General features: G+C 64.4%; 24 protein-coding genes. 7 read left to right on the top strand and 17 right to left on the bottom strand.

What is annotated here, in order from left to right; all coding sequences use genetic code 11:
- Nucleotides 1–6: 6 nt before the first annotated feature.
- The 4 genes from XI08_RS37085 to XI08_RS37070 all read right to left on the bottom strand — a co-directional run bounded on the left by XI08_RS37085 (nt 7) and on the right by XI08_RS37070 (nt 3,468).
- The gene (locus tag XI08_RS37085) at nt 7–1,116 is read right to left on the bottom strand and encodes a cyclic nucleotide-gated ion channel (protein ID WP_027543360.1); all 1,110 of its coding nucleotides are present in this window, start codon (nt 1,114–1,116) and stop codon (nt 7–9) included.
- Nucleotides 1,117–1,261: 145 nt separating this feature from the next.
- Nucleotides 1,262–1,480 (bottom strand): hypothetical protein, encoded by a 219-nt coding sequence (locus XI08_RS37080; RefSeq protein WP_271578207.1) that lies wholly within the window; start codon nt 1,478–1,480, stop codon nt 1,262–1,264.
- A 123-nt stretch (nt 1,481–1,603) separates the two neighbouring features.
- Nucleotides 1,604–3,049 (bottom strand): TAXI family TRAP transporter solute-binding subunit, encoded by a 1,446-nt coding sequence (locus XI08_RS37075; protein ID WP_271578206.1) that lies wholly within the window; start codon nt 3,047–3,049, stop codon nt 1,604–1,606.
- Nucleotides 3,050–3,207: 158 nt separating this feature from the next.
- A complete protein-coding gene (locus XI08_RS37070) occupies nt 3,208–3,468 on the bottom strand; it encodes a hypothetical protein (protein WP_198033715.1) in 261 nt (86 codons plus the stop codon).
- Here XI08_RS37070 and XI08_RS37065 point away from each other — a divergent pair.
- The gene (locus XI08_RS37065) at nt 3,455–3,802 is read left to right on the top strand and encodes a DUF3307 domain-containing protein (RefSeq protein ID WP_049823259.1); all 348 of its coding nucleotides are present in this window, start codon (nt 3,455–3,457) and stop codon (nt 3,800–3,802) included. The genes XI08_RS37070 and XI08_RS37065 overlap by 14 nt on opposite strands.
- Before the next feature lie 221 nt (nt 3,803–4,023).
- The gene (locus XI08_RS37060) at nt 4,024–4,422 is read left to right on the top strand and encodes a hypothetical protein (RefSeq protein ID WP_271578205.1); all 399 of its coding nucleotides are present in this window, start codon (nt 4,024–4,026) and stop codon (nt 4,420–4,422) included.
- On the opposite strand, the gene XI08_RS37055 is transcribed toward XI08_RS37060, so the two are convergent.
- Nucleotides 4,419–4,742 carry a YkgJ family cysteine cluster protein gene (locus tag XI08_RS37055; RefSeq protein WP_177234507.1) on the bottom strand — a complete coding sequence of 108 codons (324 nt, stop codon included), beginning with the start codon at nt 4,740–4,742 and terminating at the stop codon, nt 4,419–4,421. The genes XI08_RS37060 and XI08_RS37055 overlap by 4 nt on opposite strands.
- A 5-nt stretch (nt 4,743–4,747) precedes the next feature.
- Nucleotides 4,748–5,446 carry a helix-turn-helix transcriptional regulator gene (locus tag XI08_RS37050; RefSeq protein WP_027543355.1) on the bottom strand — a complete coding sequence of 233 codons (699 nt, stop codon included), beginning with the start codon at nt 5,444–5,446 and terminating at the stop codon, nt 4,748–4,750.
- 124 nt (nt 5,447–5,570) lie between these two features.
- Between XI08_RS37050 and XI08_RS37045 the strand changes: the two genes are divergently transcribed.
- Both XI08_RS37045 and XI08_RS37040 read left to right on the top strand, forming a co-directional pair.
- Nucleotides 5,571–5,834 carry a hypothetical protein gene (locus XI08_RS37045; protein ID WP_271578204.1) on the top strand — a complete coding sequence of 88 codons (264 nt, stop codon included), beginning with the start codon at nt 5,571–5,573 and terminating at the stop codon, nt 5,832–5,834.
- Nucleotides 5,835–5,869: 35 nt separating this feature from the next.
- A complete protein-coding gene (locus tag XI08_RS37040; protein ID WP_025575322.1) occupies nt 5,870–6,598 on the top strand; it encodes a glutathione S-transferase family protein in 729 nt (242 codons plus the stop codon).
- 151 nt (nt 6,599–6,749) lie between these two features.
- Here the strand turns inward: XI08_RS37040 and XI08_RS37035 are convergent, their stop codons facing one another.
- The 10 genes from XI08_RS37035 to XI08_RS36990 form a co-directional block, all read right to left on the bottom strand.
- Nucleotides 6,750–7,901 carry an ABC transporter substrate-binding protein gene (locus XI08_RS37035; protein ID WP_025575320.1) on the bottom strand — a complete coding sequence of 384 codons (1,152 nt, stop codon included), beginning with the start codon at nt 7,899–7,901 and terminating at the stop codon, nt 6,750–6,752.
- A gap of 81 nt (nt 7,902–7,982) precedes the next feature.
- On the bottom strand, nt 7,983–8,402 hold the full coding sequence (locus tag XI08_RS37030; RefSeq protein ID WP_271578203.1) for an acyl-CoA thioesterase: 420 nt from the start codon (nt 8,400–8,402) through the stop codon (nt 7,983–7,985).
- Nucleotides 8,403–8,412: 10 nt separating this feature from the next.
- Nucleotides 8,413–9,174, bottom strand: coding sequence for an SDR family NAD(P)-dependent oxidoreductase (locus XI08_RS37025; protein ID WP_025575316.1), 762 nt, complete (start codon nt 9,172–9,174; stop codon nt 8,413–8,415).
- A 25-nt stretch (nt 9,175–9,199) separates the two neighbouring features.
- Nucleotides 9,200–11,083 carry a feruloyl-CoA synthase gene (locus tag XI08_RS37020; protein ID WP_271578202.1) on the bottom strand — a complete coding sequence of 628 codons (1,884 nt, stop codon included), beginning with the start codon at nt 11,081–11,083 and terminating at the stop codon, nt 9,200–9,202.
- Nucleotides 11,080–11,889 (bottom strand): crotonase/enoyl-CoA hydratase family protein, encoded by an 810-nt coding sequence (locus tag XI08_RS37015; protein WP_027543352.1) that lies wholly within the window; start codon nt 11,887–11,889, stop codon nt 11,080–11,082. Before XI08_RS37015 ends, XI08_RS37020 begins: the two co-directional genes overlap by 4 nt.
- 127 nt (nt 11,890–12,016) lie before the next feature.
- Entirely contained in the window at nt 12,017–12,688 is a 672-nt protein-coding gene (locus tag XI08_RS37010; protein ID WP_333929064.1) for a DUF2270 domain-containing protein, read from the bottom strand.
- A gap of 88 nt (nt 12,689–12,776) precedes the next feature.
- Nucleotides 12,777–13,238 carry a DUF3237 domain-containing protein gene (locus tag XI08_RS37005; RefSeq protein ID WP_271578200.1) on the bottom strand — a complete coding sequence of 154 codons (462 nt, stop codon included), beginning with the start codon at nt 13,236–13,238 and terminating at the stop codon, nt 12,777–12,779.
- Nucleotides 13,239–13,250: 12 nt separating this feature from the next.
- Nucleotides 13,251–14,570 (bottom strand): TRAP transporter large permease, encoded by a 1,320-nt coding sequence (locus XI08_RS37000; protein WP_025575307.1) that lies wholly within the window; start codon nt 14,568–14,570, stop codon nt 13,251–13,253.
- Between the two features lie 2 nt (nt 14,571–14,572).
- Nucleotides 14,573–15,082 carry a TRAP transporter small permease gene (locus tag XI08_RS36995; RefSeq protein WP_271578199.1) on the bottom strand — a complete coding sequence of 170 codons (510 nt, stop codon included), beginning with the start codon at nt 15,080–15,082 and terminating at the stop codon, nt 14,573–14,575.
- A 249-nt stretch (nt 15,083–15,331) separates the two neighbouring features.
- Nucleotides 15,332–16,348 (bottom strand): TRAP transporter substrate-binding protein, encoded by a 1,017-nt coding sequence (locus XI08_RS36990; protein ID WP_027543347.1) that lies wholly within the window; start codon nt 16,346–16,348, stop codon nt 15,332–15,334.
- A 261-nt stretch (nt 16,349–16,609) separates the two neighbouring features.
- Between XI08_RS36990 and pobA the strand changes: the two genes are divergently transcribed.
- Nucleotides 16,610–17,779: a 4-hydroxybenzoate 3-monooxygenase gene (gene pobA / locus XI08_RS36985; protein WP_271578198.1), complete on the top strand. Its 1,170-nt coding sequence runs from the start codon at nt 16,610–16,612 to the stop codon at nt 17,777–17,779.
- Between the two features lie 255 nt (nt 17,780–18,034).
- Nucleotides 18,035–18,454 carry a PaaI family thioesterase gene (locus XI08_RS36980; RefSeq protein WP_271578197.1) on the top strand — a complete coding sequence of 140 codons (420 nt, stop codon included), beginning with the start codon at nt 18,035–18,037 and terminating at the stop codon, nt 18,452–18,454.
- A gap of 151 nt (nt 18,455–18,605) precedes the next feature.
- Here the strand turns inward: XI08_RS36980 and XI08_RS36975 are convergent, their stop codons facing one another.
- A complete protein-coding gene (locus XI08_RS36975) occupies nt 18,606–19,490 on the bottom strand; it encodes a LysR family transcriptional regulator (RefSeq protein WP_027543344.1) in 885 nt (294 codons plus the stop codon).
- A gap of 123 nt (nt 19,491–19,613) precedes the next feature.
- Here XI08_RS36975 and XI08_RS36970 point away from each other — a divergent pair, with 123 nt between their 5' ends.
- Nucleotides 19,614–20,240: a pyridoxamine 5'-phosphate oxidase family protein gene (locus tag XI08_RS36970; protein WP_271578196.1), complete on the top strand. Its 627-nt coding sequence runs from the start codon at nt 19,614–19,616 to the stop codon at nt 20,238–20,240.
- Nucleotides 20,241–20,361: the final 121 nt, after the last annotated feature.

Here is a 20,361-nt window from a genome sequence, read left to right as displayed (position 1 = left end):
CTCCGTTTACTTGTTCTCGAGCGTGCGCCGTTTCGCCTCGGCGTCGATGGTCTCGGCGAGATCCGGATGCCGCGCCATCAGCACGCGGAAATCGACGAGGTCGAGCACCAGGAGCCGCGACACCTTCGTGGTCGAGACATTGGCGCCGCGCATGTTGTTGCCGAGCAGCGCCATCTCACCGAAGAAGGCGCCTTCGCCGAGCTGCACCTTCTTGCCGGGCAGGTCGACCTCGACCTCACCTGCGGCGATGAAATACATGCAGTCGCCCTGCGCGCCCTTGCGGATGATCATGGTGCGCGCCGGCAGCTCCATAGTGCGCAGCATGTGGGTGACGTCGGCGATGGCCGCCGGTCCAAGCGCTGCGAAGAACGGCACCTTGCTGACGGATTCCCAGGTCTTGAGGAAATTGTCGCGCCGGGTCTCCGCGGCAAAGCCGGTGGCCAGGATACCGGTCCAGAGGCCGAACACGCCGAGGCCGGAGATCATCACCAGCGCCGCCACCATGCGTCCCAGAGGCGTCACCGGCACGACGTCGCCATAGCCGGTCGTCGTCAAGGTCACCACCGCCCACCACAGCGCCGCCGGCACGCTGCCGAAGGTCTGCGGCTGCACGTCCCGCTCCAGGAAATATTCGGCGACGGAGGCGAGGAAAACCACCATCAGGAAGATCACGAGCACGCTGACCAGCGGCCCCGATTCCAGCACCAGGACGCGGCGCAGCTGGCGCAGGCCCGGAATGCCCGGCACCACCTTCAGCACCCAGAGCACGCTGAGCAGCCAGGCCGTCCGGAGCTCGACGCCGAGCATCAGCGCGACCGGCACGGCCAGCGCTCCGATCGCATCGACGATGCCGGCGGAGGAGGACATGTACAGCGCAAGGCGCTCGGTTCGCCTCATGTGGCGCAGCCGGACGACCCATTCGAACACGAAATAGGCGAGGCAGGCCCAGAGCAGGGCATCGACCCAGCGGGGCGCCGTCTCATAGGCCGGGCCAACCGTCAGCAGCACCATGCTGAGCACGCCGACACCGACCGCCACATAGGCCGCCTTGGTCATGTTGCGGCCGGCCGTGGCGGCCACGAACTGGGCCAGTGCGGAGATCAGCGGCTTGGACATGCGGGAAGGCGGCTCGGTGGTGGCTTTTGCGGTCCCGGCTGGGACTTCGCTGCCAAAGTGCCCGCCCGGGCCGAGGCCGTCAACGACGGGCGCGGGCCGCGGCAAATGGGAAGACGAAGGCGGGGTGCGGCAGCCGGCCGAGCCGCTACCTGAAATGCGGCGGCTCGTCGTAGCCGCGGCGGCTGCTGAAGAACAGCAGGACCATCAGGCCGACGCCGACGACGACGGAAAATCCCGCCCCCAGCGCGAGGGCCACATAGCCTTCCGTCGGGATCGGCTCGCCTTCGACCGCCATCGCTGAATAAGCGAAATAGCCAACCGCTGCCAGCATTCCCAGGAGGCAGATCACGAGGAGTATACGCATGGCGCGTTCTCCGGCTGTATCCGGAAACCAACGGTTGCGGATGGGGTGGGTTCCAGAGTTCCGGCCGTTGATCCAGCGGCAAGGCTTCCGCCAGCCCTGCCCTGAGGGCGCCGGCCCGGCGGATCAAGCGCTCTGCGCGGTCTTGACCACCACGACGTTGCTGTCGTCGTGCGGCGGAGGGCCGGCATCGTGGGTGGTCTTGTCGATCTCGCCGGCACGGCGTTTCAGGTAGTCGCGACGCATGCCGATCTCATCGCGGACGAATTCGTAGCCGAGCTTGAAGGTGTCGAGCCCGTCGGTACTGATCGTGCCGTCCCGGAGCCCGATGACCGCGCCGCGCAGGATGCCTTCCAGCTCGTCCTGGAGACATTCGAGCTGATCCAGCGAGTGGGCGTGCTCGATGCGCTCGCCGATGTCGAGGATGGCGGTGGAGAGCTCGCTGGCCTTCTCCGGCGCGATCCGGGTGATCTTGGCGTAGATCGCGGCGAAGATCGAGCCGATGACGCTGAGCGCGGCGGCGCCGAGATACATCAGGTCGCTGTACTTATCCATGAACGACTTGGTGTCGTCGTTGATGTAATCGGCCGCGCCCCGATGCGCCATCACATAGGCGTCCTTCTCGACGGAGGCCGGCTCGATCCTGCTGGCGAAGCCGCTGTCGAGCCCGAGGGCGGACTTGTTCTCGTAGACGGTTCGCGCCAGTTCGCCGGCCGTGGTCGCCGACATCCTGGATTGCGCGACCAGCAGCCATTCGAGCCCGATCGTTTCGAGATCGTCGTCGGGAATCTCAGGCGAGGCCGACAGCGTGCCAGCCGTCAGCGTCTCGTCGGAAATGCCGGGGAATTTGCGTGCCAGCGCCTTGGTCTCGTCGATTGCGTTGAGCGTGAAGCCGCCGCGTTTGGCGACCTGCTCATAGGCCTTGTCCCGCACCGCTTTCGAGGCGTGGACGATGGCGATCACCGCGCCGAAGCCGGCTCCCGGCGCAAACAGCTTGTCGAGCGTTGCGCCCTGCGGCGCCATCAGGATCTTCGCGGCGTCCGGACCGTCGGGGATGTCGAGGATGCTGCGGACGAAGGCGAGCGAGGATTCGTTCTCGGCGAGGACTGCGACCTTCTTCTTCTTCAGCTCGGCAAGCGACTTGATCTTCTTGTTGCCGGGTCCGAGCAGGAGGACGAGATCGTGCTCGAGGATCGCGAGCGCGCGCGCCCGCAGCGGCACCTTGGCGTCGGTCCGCAGCACCGCGAGATCGGCCTGCTTGCGGTCGAACTGGGCGAGCGCCTTGGCATTGTCAGGGTTGTTGACGATCTTGATGCGGAAGCGCGAGGCGTTGTCCTTCAGCAGTGCGGCGAGCTTGGCCGCGAACAGCGCCTCGTCGCTGTTGGGTGCGCCGACGGCAAAGGTCAGCGTCTCCGAATTGTGCACCAGCGTGCGGCCGGCCCAGACGGTGGCAAGCGACAGCAGCAGGGTCAGCACGACGTACAGCAGGACTTGCTGCTGATTGGTCTTGATCACCTTGGGACGCCGGGGCGGCGGTTCGACCGACGATATGGTCGGGCCTTCAGTACTCATGGCAGCACTCTGGCCTTATTCTCGGTCTCGGGCGGCTCGCGGATCTGATCGCTGCGTGCGGCCCTGCAATTCGTAAACGCCTGAAAAAAGAACGATATTCTCTACCGCCAATGATAGCGCTAAGGTCACGGAATGCAAATTTCGAGCCGAAGGTAACCTTACTCGGCGCCGGCGCGGCGATTGGTCATGCTATCACCAGTTAGCCACAGTTGGCGATTTTCCGGTTCCCCCCGGCTGCATTCCGCCGCGGGAGGTGTCATAAATCGGAGGTCCCGGCGATTTGACCGGCCCAAGAAGAAGTTGCGCTGAACGCTCCAATCTTTCTTGATCACGTCAATGAGGGCGTCAGCTTTGTCGTTTCCACCCATGTCATCGGCGGTTCCGGTTGAGGCGCTCATTGGCTGGATGTTGTTGCTCACGTTCAAGCACATCATCGCTGATTTCGTCCTCCAGACCGCCTGGATGGCGCATGGCAAGGACCAGAAGCACGGCTGGGCCCTGCCGCTCCTGGTGCATTGCCTGGTTCACCTTGCGGTTGCGCTGCCGCTGATCCTGATCGTGGCGCCGAAATTCTGGTTCGTGGCGCTGATCGATTTCGTGATCCACATCACGATCGACCGGGCCAAGGGCTTCGTCTCGGCCAATTTCGGTGTCGACCTCGCGCATCCCTGGTTCTGGACCCTGATCGGTATCGATCAGGCGCTGCATCATCTCACCGGGTTCGGCCTCTCCATCTACATGGCGGCGAACTGATTGCTTGCATCCGTCATTCCGGGGCGGTCCGCAGGACCGAACCCGGAATCTCGAGATTCCGGGTTCTCTCTTCGCGAGCCCCGGAATGACGGCACGTAGCAATTCCCGTCCGCCTCTGATTCGCGGGGCGCGCGCACGCACCCCGGGTGACTACCGTCCCGGGTGGTTAACCTTTCGTTAGAGAATTGCGCTGCATCTTCCCCACACGAGGGAGAACTGCAATGTTTTCAAGCCGCGACGCCTTTGAAAGCGATTTCTGCCCGGTCCACGACGAGCTCCTTGGCGAGATGTATCGCGCCAGCGCGAGCGGGCTGCCGAGGCTGGTTGAGAGTGTTTCCCCTGACGCACGCGCGAAGCTGGCGCTGTTCTGCTATCGCCGCAGCCATTTGCACTCGCTGGCGGTCGCGATCGCAGGCAGCTGCAGCGAGCGCGACCTGATCGAGAACGGCGGCCGTGTCGGCTCGACGCTCTACGCGCTGTCACGCGAAAGCGTCACCAAATCCTCGCCGTCGCTGTCGGGAGGCCGCAAGCCGATCACGCTGTCGACCAAGCCGCTCTCGGTGCTTGCACCGCTCGATGACGAGCTCGACGACGAGATCAGCGAAGCCGTCCCCGCTTAAGAGTTCGCGATCATCGGCAGCCCGAACTTCCGCCGCGCCATCGCGCATTCGGCATCGCCCGGCATGCAGGTGCGACAGACCTCCGGCCGCACGGCGTAGATGCCGCAGGCGGTCTCTTTCCCGATCTCCCCACGCAACGCCGAGCAGCGGTCGCCTTCGCAGCGCATGCCGGACTGCCGCGCATTGACGAGCGCCTCCGGGATCGCCGCAAGCTCCTCGTCGCTCTCGATCGAGAAGCGCGGCCAGTTCTCCGAATAGCCGCAGCAGGCGCCGCAGCTCTGGCAGCAGCTCGACAGGTCGATGGGGGATGTCTCGTCCATCGTCGTCATGTGTCCTTTGGCGGGCCCCAGACCAGGCTCTGGCGCCATTTTGCGCGCAGCACGTCGCGCCGCTCCGGATATTTCTCGTCGAGATAGGTCGCGTCCACGACGCGGTCGGTGCGGAAGCTGCGGAAGTCACTGCGCAGCTCGCACCAGGCCGCGAGCAGGCGCACGGCTTCGAGATAACCGACCGAGATCGGCCAGATCATGCGCTCGCTGGGGCGGCCCTGCTCGTCGCGATAGCGCAGCATGATCTTCTTGCCTTCGTGGATCTGGGTGCGCGTGCGCGCCATGTCGAGGCGGTCCGGCTCCCTGTTCCAGCTCGGCCGCGCGCGGCTCGCGGGCTCCAGCACGAAGGGACGCAGGCGCTCGGGCACGGTGTCGGCGATCTTGGCCATCAGATCTTCGGCCGCGCGCGCCAGTGTGGAATCGGCATGGCCCGCGACCCATTGCGCGCCCAGCACCGCCGCCTCGATCTCGTCGGGTGTCAGCATGAGGGGCGGCAAGTCAAAGCCCTTTTCCAGGATGTAGCCCATGCCGGCCTCGCCGCGGATCGGCACGCGCTGGCCGATCAGCGTCGCGATGTCGCGATAGATGGTGCGCTTGGAGGTCTCGAGTTCGGCCGCGATCGCATCCGCCGTCAGCGGCTTACGCGTGCGCCTCAGCACCTGGATGATCTGAAACAGCCGGTCGGCGCGTCTCATGACAATTCTCTTTCCAAATTCCTGACCGCGGCCCGCTCAAAATCCGGCGCGTGGATGCTGACAGGATGTTGGCAGCAGGGGGGTTCTATACCGGGACAACACATCGACTGAAGAGGATTTGTCCATGATCGTCCCAACTCATTTCGGCCCGGCCGGTCCGCTGTGGCGGGCGCAGGCCGTGCTGCACGCTTTGGCCTTCAGCCGGCTCATGTTTTTCGATCTCACCGTCGTCGACCTCCGCGTTGCGTTCGCGACCATGGTGACACGCTCGCTGATCCAGGCTGCGGACGCGCTGGTCCGCCACGTCATGTGCCGCGCCTGGCGAGGGGCCCGTTTCGCAGAAGATATCACGGCTGCTGCCACCATGGTGGCAGCAGCCCGTCATTAGGTTCCGTCGACTTTCGCAGGTTCAGGAGAGCTCGCATGATCACGCTTTACGGCTTTGGCACCGGCTTCGGCCTGCCGGAAATCAGCCCCTTCGTCACCAAGACGGAGGTGCAGCTCAAGATGGCGGGACTGCCCTACCGGAAGGAGCGCGCGATGCCGCCCGCCTCGCCCAAGGGGCAGCTGCCGTTCATCGACGACGGCGGCGAGGCGGTGGCCGATTCTACCTTCATCCGCGCCCATATCGAGCGCCGCTACGGCTTCGATTTCGACGCCGGCCTGTCACTGGCCGAGCGCGCGCAGGCCTGGGCGTTCGAGCGCATGATCGAGCATCACCTCTATTGGGCGGTGGTCGGCGCGCGCTGGGTCGATCCGGTCAACTTCGCCAAGGGCCCGTCGCATTTCTTCGACGGGGCGCCGGAACACAATCGCGAAAAATTGCGCGAGGATGCGCAATTCCGTGTCGCCGAGAACTATCTGCTCTCCGGCCTCGGCCGTCACGCGCCCGACGACGACGTCGATCTCGCGGTGCGCTCGCTGTTCGCGCTTTCGGTGCAGCTCGGCGACAAGGCCTATCTGATGGGCAACAAGCCCTGCGGTGTCGATGCCACCGCCTTTGGTATGCTCGCCGGAATGCTGACGCCATTCTTCGAATCCGGCTTGCGGCAGCGGGCCGAGGGCTTCCCGAACCTCACCGCCTATGTCGACCGCATGATGGACGATTACTATCCGGAGTTCGCCTGGACGCCGCTGCGGCAGGCGGCCTAGCGCTCACAAGACCGTAGGTCTCGAGGCGCTGAACTCTCCACATCGTCATGGCCGGGACAAGCCTGGGCATGACGACCCGAGAGTCTGGAAGTAAAAGGAAAAGAGCCGGCCCAACGGGCCGGCTCTTGCCGTCTTAGAACTCTCGTCGCGCTTACTTCACCAGCGTGTACTTGCCATTTTTCACGGTGAGCAGGATGCGCGAGCGCTCGTCGAGGCCGTAGCGGTCCTTTTCGGTGAAGTTGTAGACGCCCTGGCTCGCCGCCAGCTCCTTCTCCGACAGCAGCGCCTGGCGGATGGCTTCGCGGAATTCCGGCGTGCCGGGTTTTGCGGTTTTCAGCGCCGTCGGAATGACGCGCTTGAGGATCTCGAACGCATCGTAGGAATGGCCGGCGAACTGGCTGCGGCTGTTCGGGCCGTACTTCGCCTCATAGGCCGAGTTGAGCGCAAGGCCCGGCTTCTTGGTGGCGGCTTCGTCCGGCTGGTCCTCGGGATCCATCACCGGGCCCGAGGCCATCAGCACGCCTTCGGCCGCTTTGCCGGCGATGCGGATGAAGTCCATGCTGGCCGCGCCATGGGTCTGGTAGATCAGGCCCTGATAACCGCGCTCGCGCAGTTCGGTCTGCGGCAGCGCGGCTGCGGTGCCGGAGGCGCCGACCAGGATCGCGTCGGGATTGGCGGCGACGAGCTTGAGCACCTGTCCGGTCACCGACGTATCGGGACGAGCGAAGCGCTCCTCGTCCGCGATGGTCATGCCCATCGGCACGGCCTGCGCCTTCAGGTCGTTGAACCAGAGGTCGCCGTAGGAATCGGAGTAGCCGATATAGCCGAGGGTCTTCACACCCTTCGACTTCATGTGATCGTACAGCACCTTGCCCACGATCGGGATCGGCTGCGGCATCGCCACCGACCACTTCATGCGTTCCGGCGTGATCGGGAACGGCGCGAGGCCGAAATGCGGGATGCCGGCTTCATTGGCGACATTGGAGACCGCGATGGTCGGGGGCGTCAGTGCCGAGCCCATGATGATGTCGGCTTTGGATTCCGTCACGAAGCGGCGGGCATTGGTGGTTGCGGTGGTGGGATCGCCGCCGTCGTCGAGCACGATCACCTTCAGCGGCACGCCGCCGATCTCCTTCGGCACGAATTCCAGCGCGTTACGCTCGGGAATGCCGAGGGCGGCGCCGGGGCCGGTCGTGGTGGTGGTGATGCCGATGGTGATTTCGCTGGTCTGCGCCAGGACGGGCAGGGCCGGCAGGGCAAGCGTCGCCGCGGCGATGGCGGCGGTCAGGTAAAAGCGTTTCATCTATTATTTCTCCCTTGACGTGTTTCTTTGAAAGCAGAAATCGGGGGGTAATTCAGCCCCCTCTTTTGGTGATGCGGCGATTTAGCTCTCCGTGAACTTGGTCACCATTTCCGCCGGAAACGGTGCCGATTTCAGCTTCTCCGGATTGGCCGGGTCGCGGCCGACCAGGACGCGGGTCTCGAATGCCTCGATGGCGAGATCGGCGGCCTTGTAGACGTTGTGCTTCACCTCGAAGCTCGAGCGCTTGATGCTTTCGATCTTCGTCTCGATGGTGATCCAGTCGCCATGGGTCGAGGGGATGTAGAACTTGGCCCGCGTGTCGACCATGGGGATACCGACCAGGCCGTATTTGTGGACCAGGTCCTGTTTCGAGAAGCCGGCGACCTCGAACAGGGTCGAGGTCGAATCGTCGAACATCGCGAAATAGCGCGGGTAGTAGACGATGTTGGCGGGGTCGCAATCGCCCCACTGGATCTGTACGTCGCGCCGGTTCACGAACATGGAGCGTGCCTTACTTCGGCGCCATGCGCAGCGAGCCGTCGAGGCGCACCACCTCGCCGTTCAGGTACGAATTCTCGACCATGTGCAGCGCGAGCGCGGCAAACTCGTCGGCGTTGCCGAGCCGGCGCGGGAAGGGGATCGCGGCCGCGAGCGAATCCTGGGCTTCCTGCGGCAGGTTGGCGAGCAGCGGGGTGAGGAACAGGCCGGGCGCGATCGTCAGCACGCGGACGCCGAACTGTGCGAGCTCGCGCGCGATCGGCAGCGTCATGCCGACGATGCCGCCCTTCGAGGCCGAATAGGCCGACTGCCCGATCTGGCCGTCATAGGCGGCGACGGAGGCGGTGTTGATGATGACGCCGCGCTCGCCGGTCGCCTGCGGCTCGAGCTTTGACATCTCGGTTGCGGCGAGGCGCAGCATGTTGAAGGTGCCGATCAGATTGACCTTGATCACCTTGTCGAAATCGGCGAGCGCCATCGGGCCGTCGCGGCCCACCACGCGCTTGGCAACGCCGATGCCGGCGCAATTGACCAGCACGCGCGCGGGGCCGTGGGCCTTGGTCGCCTGCGCGATCGCAGCTTCAGCGGAAGCGGCATCGGAGACGTCGCAGGTCACGGCCACGCCCTTGATCTCGGCGGCAACGGTTTCTGCGAGCTTGGCATTGAGGTCGAACACCGCGACCTTGGCGCCCTGCGCCGCCAGTTTTCGCGCGGTCGCCGCGCCCAGCCCCGATGCGCCGCCGGTAACGATGGCTGCCTGATCCTTCAACAACATGGCGTTCTCCTGTAGCGATGGTTTCTTAGCCGACCGATATCACACGGTCCGACGGATTGGCAGCGTAGAGCTCCTCGATCAGGGCGCCGCGATGCTCCAGCACCGCGCGCTGGTTGATCGAGCCCTTGTCGGTGACCTCGCCCTTGTCGATCGAGAGCGGCGTATCCATCAGGATCGCGCGCGTGATCCGCGTCGAGGAGCCGGTGGCCGAGCCGAGGAAACGGGTCAGGCGCTCGCGAAAGGCCTCGCGCACCAGCCGGTCGCGCGTCGCGACGACGAGATCGTCGGCCGGCAGCGTCGGGTTGATCAGCCGGCAGCCATCGAGGTCGAGCACGACCAGCGCGGAAACCTCGTCGCGGTTGATGCCGGCAATGACGACGTCGCGCACCAGCGGTGCGCAGGCCGCGACGAAGCGCGCGCGCAAGGGGCCGACGCTGACCCAGGTACCGCTGCCGAGCTTGAAATCCTCGCTGACGCGGCCATCGAAATCGAAGCCGGCGTTGAGATCATCGGGATCGGCGGGCTTGAGCGCATCGCCCATCATGTAAAATCCTTCCTCGTCGAAGGATTTTGCGGTGATGTCCGCCTCGCGCCAGTAGCCGGGCATCACGTTCGGCCCCTTGGCGCGGACCTCGAGCTTGCCGTTGTTCGGCACCAGCTTGGCGTCATTGCCTGAGACCGGCAACCCGACATGGCCGGAGCGGCTGGTGCGCGGATTGACCGACATGAAGAACGGCGCGGTCTCGGTGGCGCCAAGGCCGGTCAGCATCGGCACGCGATAGCCCTTTTCCTTCACCGCGAGCTCGTCGAGGCTGTTCCAGACGAACGGCGACAGCGCCGCGCCCGAGAAGAACATCGCGTGCAGCCGGTCGAAGAATTTTGCGCGCAGGCCCTGGTCGTCGCGCAAATACGGCAGCAGGGACTCGTAGCCCTTGGGTACGTTGAAATAGACGGTCGGCGAAATCTCCTGGAGATTGCGCACCGTCTCCTCGATGCCGCCCGGCATCGGCTTGCCGGCGTCCAGATACATCGAGCCGCCATTGTAGAGCGTCAGCCCGATATTGTGGTTGCCGCCGAAGGTGTGATTCCAGGGCAGCCAGTCGATGATGACGGGCGGCTCGTCCTTGAGGAAGGCAAGCGTCTCGCGCAGCATCACCTGGTTGGCGCAGATCATGCGCTGGGTGTTGATGACGGCCTTGGGATTGCCGGTAGAGCCCGACGTCAGCAGGAATTTCGCGATCGTGTCGGGGCCGATCTTGCCGTGGACCTGGTCGAGATCGCCTCGGATCGGCGTCGCCATGAGGTCGGCGAGCAGGGTGACGTCGCGGCCCGGCACGGTGCCGTAGGACGCGGCGATCTCGGTGCCGAGCGAGACATTGGCGGCGAGCGCATCCGCGAACTTGTCGGCGTCCTCGGCGAAGACGAGGCCGGGCGTCAAGAGCTTCATCAGATAGGACAGCTTGCCGTAATCCTTCGACACCAGCGAATAGGCCGGCGACACCGGGCAGAACGGAACGCCGGCATAGAACGCGCCGAAAGCCAGAAGCGCATGGTCGATCGAATTGCCGGAGAGGATGACGAGCGGCCGCTCCGCCGACAGGCCGCGCTGGATCAGCCCGGAGGCGATGTGCCGGCTCGCGGTGAGCAGCTCGGCATAGGTGATCTTGCGCCAGCCGCGGCCGCCTTCGCGCTCGGCCATGAAGACGCGGTCCGGCGTCGTCGCCGCCCAATGATGCAGGCGGTCGGTGATGCGGACGGGATAGTCGCCGAGCGGCTGCTTCGGCCGCAGGTAGATCGTCCCGTCCTCGCGCCGTTCGATGTTGACGACGGGATCGCCGAACGAAATGGGTCGCAGCGGGAAAGTGCTTGCGCCGCGCTCCGTGTTGGAAGAGGACGGCTGTGCACTCATGACTTTGGCTTCACCTTGGCGGTCTTGTGCTCGAGGAATTCGCGGATCCTGCGTTTTGCCTCTTTGTCGCTCTGCGCCACCGTCGCCATCAGCGATTCCATCAACAGGCCGGCCTGCGGATTGGCCTCTGCGATCATCGGTAGCGCCTGGAGCACGGCGAAATTCGTCAGCGGCGCGTTGGAGGCGACCTTGGTTGCAAGCTCCAGCGCCTTGCCGAGCCCGTTGCCGGCCTCCGTCACATATTGCGCAAAGCCGTAGGAGGCGCCTTCGGTCGCGCTATAGACGCGGCCGGTCAGCATCATGTCCATCATCCTGGCAACGCCGATCAGCCGCGGCAGCCGCACCGAGCCGCCGCCGCCGACGAAGATGCCGCGCTGTCCTTCCGGCAGGGCGAAATAGGTCGACGGCTCGGCGACGCGGATATGTGCGGCGCAGGCGAGTTCCAGCCCGCCGCCGATCACCGCGCCCCGGAGCGCCGCGATCACTGGCACGCGGCTGTACTGGATGCGGTCGAACACCCGGTGCCACATCTGCGAATGGAGGAGACCGCCGGTCGCGTCGTGGTCGGTCAGCTCGGAGAGATCGAGGCCGGAGGAGAAGTGATCGCCGATGCCGTGGATGACGACCGCGCCGATATCCTCGGGCAGGGAGGCAAAACACTCGCCGATTTCCAGGATAATGCCGTCATTGAGCGCATTGCGCTTGGCCGGCCGGTTCAGGCCCACGGTCAGAACCCGGTCCGCCCTCTCGATCCTCAACAGCCCGGAGGCGCCCGCGTCAGCGGTCTCGGCGTTTCCCTGTGTCATTTGCGTCCTTATCAGAATAGTTATGTTGTATAACGAATTTACAGGGAGTCAACAAGGGAAGCCCTCCCTGGCGTCGGGGCAGCTACGCTCGTCTCGGCTCCCCAGGAACGGGTAGCCGCCGATGTCATCAGCCCATCGCCACCTGGTCGCCCTTGGTCCCGTGCTCGCGTTGGTCGAGCCACATCGTGCCGAGCGCAAACGCCAGCCACCCGAAATTGTAGGCAAAGCCCCCGATCAAAACGACCCAGCCGGGAATCGGTCCGACGGCGGCGCGATCGATAAGTTCCGTCAAGGTCACTGCAGGCGTCGGATGGATTGCAATCTTGCCGTAATAGGCGGTCGCCTGGATGGCGAGAATCCAGACGTAGTTGCGACGTAACCGCCGTCCGGCAGCGCGGACAAATGAAATGTGATAGCGGGGCGCAGTGTAGTCGCGCGCGAGAACAGCCTTCCAACTATCATCGTGCGCTTCTCCGGTGAAGATTGGCGCATAGAAATTCCTCTCCAACCAACGAGCCCGGGCACGCCAGACATTGAAATAGCGATAACGCCGTGCCTCCATACCAAGGAACACGGCAAGGAGCAGTCCGACGAGTACGAGTGGTAGAGGCGAAGCCTCCGGGCTCGAAAATGTCGTCGACAGCGCGATGCCCATCGTGACGATCGCCCAATTGGTCGTGTTGTCGAGCCGCGTTCGCCAGATCGTCGATCGATAGACCTCGCCGCGGTAGAGATGAGCGATAGCGCCCATTTCGGCGGAGTCGAAGGTGTGTTGGGGGACTGGTTCGCTGGAAGCCATAAGAGACATGGTGGGACTCCCGTGGGCTGCACAACTTGGCGCAGATCACATTCTGAACCAGGTTCGCCCTGGGTCAAAGACCGATTCCTCACATCACCTGATGCACGTCGATCACCACGCGGTCCGCGTGGCGCGCGGCTGAGGCGACAAAAATGTGCTGCATCAGCCAGCGATAGTTTTCATGCCCCGTCTCGAACTTCGGCACGGTGCGGAAATAGATCAGTTTCGGATCGACTGCCTCGCCGCGCTTGAGCTTCTGCAACAGCTCGACCGGGCCGAAGCGGATGCCCTTGTTCTCGACATAGACGACGGCGCCGTCGTCGGTCTCGAAGGCGTATTTGGCTTCAAGGTCGATCAGCTCGTTGGGGCGGATGGTCTGGAAGTCGGCGCCGAAGGGAAGAACCTTGCCGGTGATCGCGCCCGTCACCTCGCCGCCGACGATCGGGATGATGCGGCGCACGCCGATGCCGGTCTCGCCCGCGGTGACGACGTCACCGATGCGCGCGGTGATGGTGAAGACGTATTTCGTCTCTAACGTCGGCGTGGTCATCGCTTCACCTCGTCAATGCGCCATCATCCGTGTCGGCAGCCAGGTCGCCAGCAGCGGGAAGGCGATCAGGATCACCAGCCGCACCAGATCCGTCGCCACGAACGGGATCACGCCCTTGAAGATGGTGGAGAAGGAGACGTCCTTCACCACGCTTTTGATGACAAAGACGTTCATGCCGACCGGCGGGTGGATCAGGCCGAGTTCGACCGTCATCACGATGATGACGCCGAACCAGATCGGGTCGAAGCCGAGATGCATGATGACGGGGAAGATGATCGGCACGGTCAGGATGATCATCGCCATGGCGTCCATCAGGCAGCCGAGCACGAGATACATCACCATGATCAGCGCCAGCACGCCGTAGGGACCGAGGCCGAGGCCGGTGAGGAATTCCGTCACCTTCTGCGGGGTCTGCGTCACCGTGAGGAAATAACCGAAGATCAGCGCGCCGATCAGCACGGTGAACACGGCGGCCGCGGTGCGCGTCGCCTGGAGCAGCGAGGCCAGAATCTTCTCGCGGTCGAGCCGGCCGGTCAGCACGCCGATGATGAAGGCACCGGTGGCGCCGACGCCGCCGGCTTCCGTCGGCGTGAAGCGTGGCAGGAAGGGCAGGCCGTAGAGGCCGCCGATGACGAAGACGAACAGCAGGACCGGCGCCCAGATCTCCTTCAGCCCGGCAAAGCGCTCGCGCCACGGCAGCACCTTGCCCTTGGGCAGGAAGTCCGGCCGGAAGTATCCGATCAGGGCGATCGTGATCATGTACATGGTCATCGCCAGCAGGCCCGGAATGATGCCGGCGATGAAGAGCTTTCCGATGTCCTGCTCGGTGATGATGCCGTAGACCGCCAGCACGGTGGAGGGCGGCAGCATCGCGCCGAGCGTGCCGCCGGCCGCGATCACGCCGGTGGCGAACGACTGCGGATAGCCGAAGCGGCGCATCTCGGGATAGGCGACGGCGGAGAAGGTCGCGGCGGTCGCAACCGAGGAGCCGCAGATCGCGGCAAAGCCGCCGCAGGCGCCGACGGTGGCGATGCCGAGCCCGCCGCGCAAATGCCCGACAAAGCCGTTGGCGGCGCGGAACAACTCGCGGCTCATGCCGGAATTGCTGACGAAGGAGCCCATCAGCAGGAACATCGGGATGACGCCGAACGTGTAGTCGGTGACCGTTCGCATCGAGGTCTGGCCGACCAGCTTCAGTGCCGGCGTGGCGCCGACCAGATAGGAGAAGCCGGACACGCCGACGAGGCCCATGGCCATGCCGACGGGCACGCGCAGCAGCATCAACGCAAACAGGGAAACGAAGCCGATAACGGCGACGGCATCGGTGCTCATGATTACTCCGTCGCCTTCAGCTTGGGGTCGTGCATTTCTTCGGGATGGAAGATCAGCCGGTAGGTGCGGATCGCGATCAGCAGCACGGCCGAGACGTCGCCGATCCAGGCGATCGCGAAGAACGGCCAGGTCGGCATGTGCATGTCGAAGGTCTGGACGTTGTCGTTGTAGGTGCCGCGCACCTTGTCGAACAGGGTCCAGGTCTGCACCGTGACGACGAACAGCAGCACCATGGTTGCGAACACGTCGATCCAGCGCTGATAGCGCGGCCCGACATTGCCCCAGACAAGGTCGACCGTGATGTGGGTGCCGCGATAGGAGGTCGCGGCGATGCCCCAGAAGATCAGGATGCCGAGCAGCATGCGGCCGATGTCGAAGCTGTCGGGGATCGAATAGTTCAGCGTGTTGCGCAGCAGAACCGACACGAAGATGTCGAGCGCGACGAGGCCGACGAAGCCGGCCGCGATCCATTCGATCGTGTCGATAAAGCGATCCATCCAGGCGCGCTTCATGGGAGATCCTTAAGTGCTGTCATTCTTGCTTTCGACCCGGCGCGCCCTTCGCCTCTCCCCGCTTGCGGGTGAGGGGGACTCTCCGCGAGTCCAATTGTCACCGTCCCCGCGGAGACTCCCCCTCACCCCAACCCTCTCCCCGCAGGCGGGGAGAGGGGGACGAAGCAGAGTGCGCTCCTCACCTTCAACCCGCTTGCAGAACAACAGCGGCGAGATGTCTCCCCCCGCCGTGTTCTTAGTGACCAGGCCTCACTCCGCCAGCGCGTTGTACTTCTTCAGCGACGCCTTCAAATCCGCGAGTGCTGCGTCCGGATCGGCGCCGGCCTTTTTCGCGCCCTCGGACCAGGTCTTGACCAGCGGCTCAGCGGCCTTCTTCCAGGCGGCGGTCTGCTCGGGTGTCAGCTTGTAGACTTCATGATTGGATTCCGCCTTGACCTTGTCGATGCCGGCATCCTCGAACTTGCCCCAGTGCTCGCCGACGACGCCCGCCATCTCGACCGAGCAGTTCTTGTCGATCGCGGCCTTCTGCTTGTCGGACATCGCGTTGTACTTGTCCTTGTTGATCACGAAGACGAAGGTCGTGGTGTAGAGCGGCGCCTCCATGTCGTACTTGGTCACCTTGTCGATGCCGAACAGCACCAGCGAGCCCCAGGGGAAGGTGACGCCGTCGGCGACGCCGCGCTCGATGATGTCACGCACTTCGGGCGCGGAGGACTGCACATTGGTGCCGCCGAGCGAGGTGACGAAGTTCGCCATGGTGGCGTGCGCCGGGCGGATCTTCAGGCCCTTCACGTCCTCCGGCGTCACGATCTTCTTGGTGCGGGAGTGGAAGGAGGAGGGCGAGTGGACGAAGGCGAGGCAGTACTTGACGTCCTTCATCTCCTTCTCGGCATATTTGCGATACCAGGCGTCCAGCCCCATCGAGCCGCCCTTGGCATCCGAGATCAGGAACGGCAATTCGCCGGCGCCGACGATCGGGAAGCGGCCGGGCTGATAGCCGGGATTGACATAAGTGACGTCGGCGATGCCATCGCGCGCCATGTCGTAATGATCGAACGCCTTGCCGAGCTGCTGGGCCGGAAACACCTTGCCCTTGATGGTGCCGCCGGAATCCTTCTCGACCGCAGCCGCCCAGTCTTCCAGCGATTTCTGGAGGGGATGCGAAGCGGGCACCCAGTGCGAGATCTTCAAATCGAAGGTCTTGTCCTGCGCGAACGCGGGCGTCACGCTTGCTGCGAGCAACAAAGCCAGACAGGCTTTCCTCATCACACGTCTCTCCCTGTTTTCGACGGCGGGCTTCGATGGCCCGGTCTCGTTATTTAACATGTTATCTAATTTGCCGGCGCGTTCAAGCCGGAACTGGCGCGGCGTGCCGCCGCGTCATCTACGTCAGCCATGTTGCATGGATTTGTCGGTGCTCGGGCGCACTCCCCTTTTGCCCAACGATTATGTTATATAATTATCTTGCGCGGACCGACGCGACAAGCGAGCCGCAGCGAAAGCCTACAGGATCGGGTGGAGCAAGTATTGCGGACAAAAGTCGCAATCATCGGGGCCGGGCCGGCTGGATTGTTGCTTGGGCAACTGCTGCACCATTACGGCATCGACAATTTCATCCTGGAGCGGCAGAGCCCGGACTACGTGCTCGGCCGCATCCGCGCCGGTCTCCTCGAGGAAGGAACCGTCGCGCTGCTCGACCAGGTCGGCGCCGGTGCGCGGGCGCATGCCGAAGGCCTGGTGCATGAGGGCATCGAGCTCGCCTTTTCCGGCCGCCGTCATCGCATCGACATGAAGGCGGCGACCGGCAAGACGGTGATGATCTACGGCCAGACCGAGGTCACGCTCGACCTGATGAACGCGCGCAAGGCGGCCGGCCTCAATTCGGTCTACGAGGCCAGGGACGTGCAGCCGCATGATTTCGACAGCAATCATCCCCGCGTAACCTGGGTCAAGGACGGCGTCACCCACACGCTGGATTGCGATTTCATCGCCGGCTGCGACGGTTTTCACGGCGTCAGCCGGACCAGCGTCCCGGCCACGGCGATCGAGGAGTTCGAGCGGGTCTATCCGTTCGGCTGGCTCGGCATCCTCTCCGAGACGCCGCCGGTCAGCCACGAGCTGATCTACTCCAACCACGCCCGCGGCTTTGCGCTCTGCACCATGCGCTCGATGAAGCGCAGCCGCCACTATGTGCAGTGCTCACTGGACGACCACGTCGACCAATGGCCGGACGACCGCTTCTGGGACGAATTGAAGCGCCGGCTCGACCAGGAGGCGGCTGACGGCCTCGTCACCGGTCCCTCGATCGAGAAGAGCATCGCCCCGTTGCGCAGCTTTGTCGCCGAGCCGATGCGCTTCGGCAGGATGTTCTTGTGCGGCGATGCCGCCCACATCGTGCCGCCGACCGGGGCCAAGGGATTGAACCTGGCTGCCAGCGACGCGCATTATCTGTCGAGCGCGCTGCGCGAATTCTACGATGAGAAGTCCAGCGCCGGCATCGACGCCTATTCCGCCAAGGCGCTGGCGCGCGTCTGGAAGGCCGTGCGCTTCTCCTGGTGGATGACCTCGATGCTGCACAAATTCCCCGACACCGGCAGCATCGGCGCCCGCATCCAGCTCGCCGAGCTCGACTACGTCACGCACTCGCAGGCCGCGATGACCTCGCTGTCGGAGAATTATGTGGGGCTGCCGTTCTAGGAAACGTGGCGGTCCCGCACCCTCCGTCATTGCGAGCCAACGGGTCCGCGCAAAGCGCGGCCCGATGACAGGCTCCGCGAAGCAATCCAGAGACCCTCCGAGGACACAGTCTGGATTGCTTCGTCGCAAGAGCTCCTCGCAATGACAACGGAGCCCATTTCAAACACCCGCGCAAATTCCGTTTAAAACTTTGTAGGTGATGCGTCCGTCACGCCTATCGCGTTCAATGCCGCCAACCAGCAACGCGAGACAGCCATGACCCCCACCGACATTCCCGCCGGCTTCGAGCCGCATTTCCGCAAAGCCCCGCTCACCGATCCCTGGGAGCCGCTCTATTCGAAGAAAACCGACAAGGCCGTGATCATCGGCCTGCGCCTGGCCAGGCCGCATACCAACGCGCGCGGGTTGATCCATGGCGGGCTGATCGCGGCGCTCGCCGATGCCGCCATGGGTTACAGCTGCGCACAGGCGACCGGCTGGACGACGTCCTTCGTGACGATCTCGTTGTCGGTCGACTTCGTCGGCGCCGCCGAGATCGGCCAATGGCTCGCGGTCGAGGGCGAGGCGATCAAGACCGGCAGCACGATCTGTTTCGCGCAGTGCCTGGTCAAGGCCGACGACACCGTGATCGCGCGCGCCAGCGGGACGTTTCGGGTGGTGCCGAAGAAGGGATAGCACCGCTCTCTCCATCGTCATGCCCGGGCTTGTCCCGGGCATCCACGTTCTTCGAGCCTTGTGAGAAAGACGTGGATGGCCGGGACATAGGCGAGCGGAAGCGACGCCGTCCTTCGGACGGCTATGCCCGGCCATGACGGAGAGGGTGAGGCTATCCAAACCGCCACTCCGCGGTCTCCACCACGAGATCGATGAAGGCGCGCACCTTGGCCGAGAGCAGGCGCGAGGTCGGATAGACGACATGGATCGGCAGGGCCGGCTGCTCGTATTTCGCCAGCACGATTTTCAATCGTCCCCGCTTCAGCCCCTCGGCGGCCTGGTAGGCCAGCACCCGCGTCACGCCACCGCCGGCCTCGGCATATTGCAGCGCTGCATCCGCGCTGTTGCTGATGAAACGGGGCGACGGCGTCACCTCGATGTCGCGGCCGTCATGCGGGAAACGCCATTCGGTCGCCGGGCCGAACTGGATGGTCTGGTGCGAGGCGAGCGCTTCCGGCGTCTTCGGCTCGCCATGGCGCTTCAGATAGCTCGGCGCGGCCACCACGATCCGCCGCATCTCGCCGACCTGGCGGGCCACCAGCGTGGAATCGGCGAGATGGCCGATCCGCACCGCCACGTCGACGGCGTCTTCCACGAGATTGACGAGATGGTCGGACAGCCGCAATTCGCCGGCAACCTCGGGATAGCGCTTGAGATAGGCCGTCATGACCGGCCCGACATGCAGCCGGCCGAAGCCGACCGGCGCCGACACCACCAGCCGCCCGCTCGGCCGGTTGCGCTCCTCCCGCGCCGAGCCGTCAGCCTCCTCGACATCGGCGAGGATGCGCCGGGCGCGTTCCAGGTAGCGCGTGCCGACGTCGGTCAGGGTCACCTGCCGCGTGGTCCGCTGCAACAGCCGGGCGCCGAGATGCTCTTCCAGCGCCGCGATCAGCCGCGTCACCGCCGAGGGCGACAGGTGCAGCTTGCGCGCCGCCGGCGCAAAGCCGCGCAGGTCGGCGACGGTGACGAAGACGTGCATGGCGTCCAGGCGGTCCATGGACATTATTGCATATATTGCAATGATGAAGTGTCAAGCCGGCTGATTGTTTTAGAAGCCGAAGGTTGCCACCTTAGCGGTCGAAAGACGCAGATTTGCGCCGGAATTCCAGGAGAGCTTCCGATGACGGCAACTCATACCTACGCCAGCGACGTGGCGTTCACGCCGGCGGTGAAATCGATCCAGACCCGAAAGGGATCACGCGAAGGCTATGCGCAGGCCGAGCAGCGCGGCTGGCGCACCGAGGTCGACGAGAACCTCGCAACGTTCCTCGCTGAAGCCAACAGCTTCTATTTCGCCACCGCCGCGGCGGACGGCCAGCCTTACATCCAGCACCGCGGCGGCCCGAAGGGCTTTTTGAAGGTGCTGGACAAGCAGACGCTGGCTTTCACGGACTATGCCGGCAACCGGCAATACATCACGCAGGGAAACCTGTCCGAAAATCCAAAAGCCTACATCTTCGTGATGGACTACGCCCATCGCCGCCGGGTGAAGATCTGGGGCGAGGCGCGCGTGGTCGAGGACGACGATGCGCTCACGACGTCGCTGATGCCCAAGGGATACCGCGCGCGGCCCGAGCAGGTGATCCTGTTCAAGATCGCGGCCTGGGACACCAACTGCCCGCAGCACATTCCGCAGAAATTCGACGCGGCGGATGTCGCGGCCGCGCTGGCGGCGAGGGATCAGCGCATCGCCGAGCTGGTAGCGGAGGTGGCGGCGTTGAAGGAGGAGAAGGCGGCGAGCATCTAGGTGCGCATCTCGTCGTATTCTTCGGTGTCATGCCCCGCGAAGGCGGGGCATCCAGTACGCAGCGACCTATCGATTCGACCACAGTCTTCTCGGAGTACTGGATCGTCCGCCTTCGCGGACG

This window comes from Bradyrhizobium sp. CCBAU 11361, from assembly GCF_028128935.1.
GTDB classification, from domain to species: domain Bacteria; phylum Pseudomonadota; class Alphaproteobacteria; order Rhizobiales; family Xanthobacteraceae; genus Bradyrhizobium; species Bradyrhizobium niftali.
This window is presented reverse-complemented; position numbering and strand designations above follow the sequence as displayed.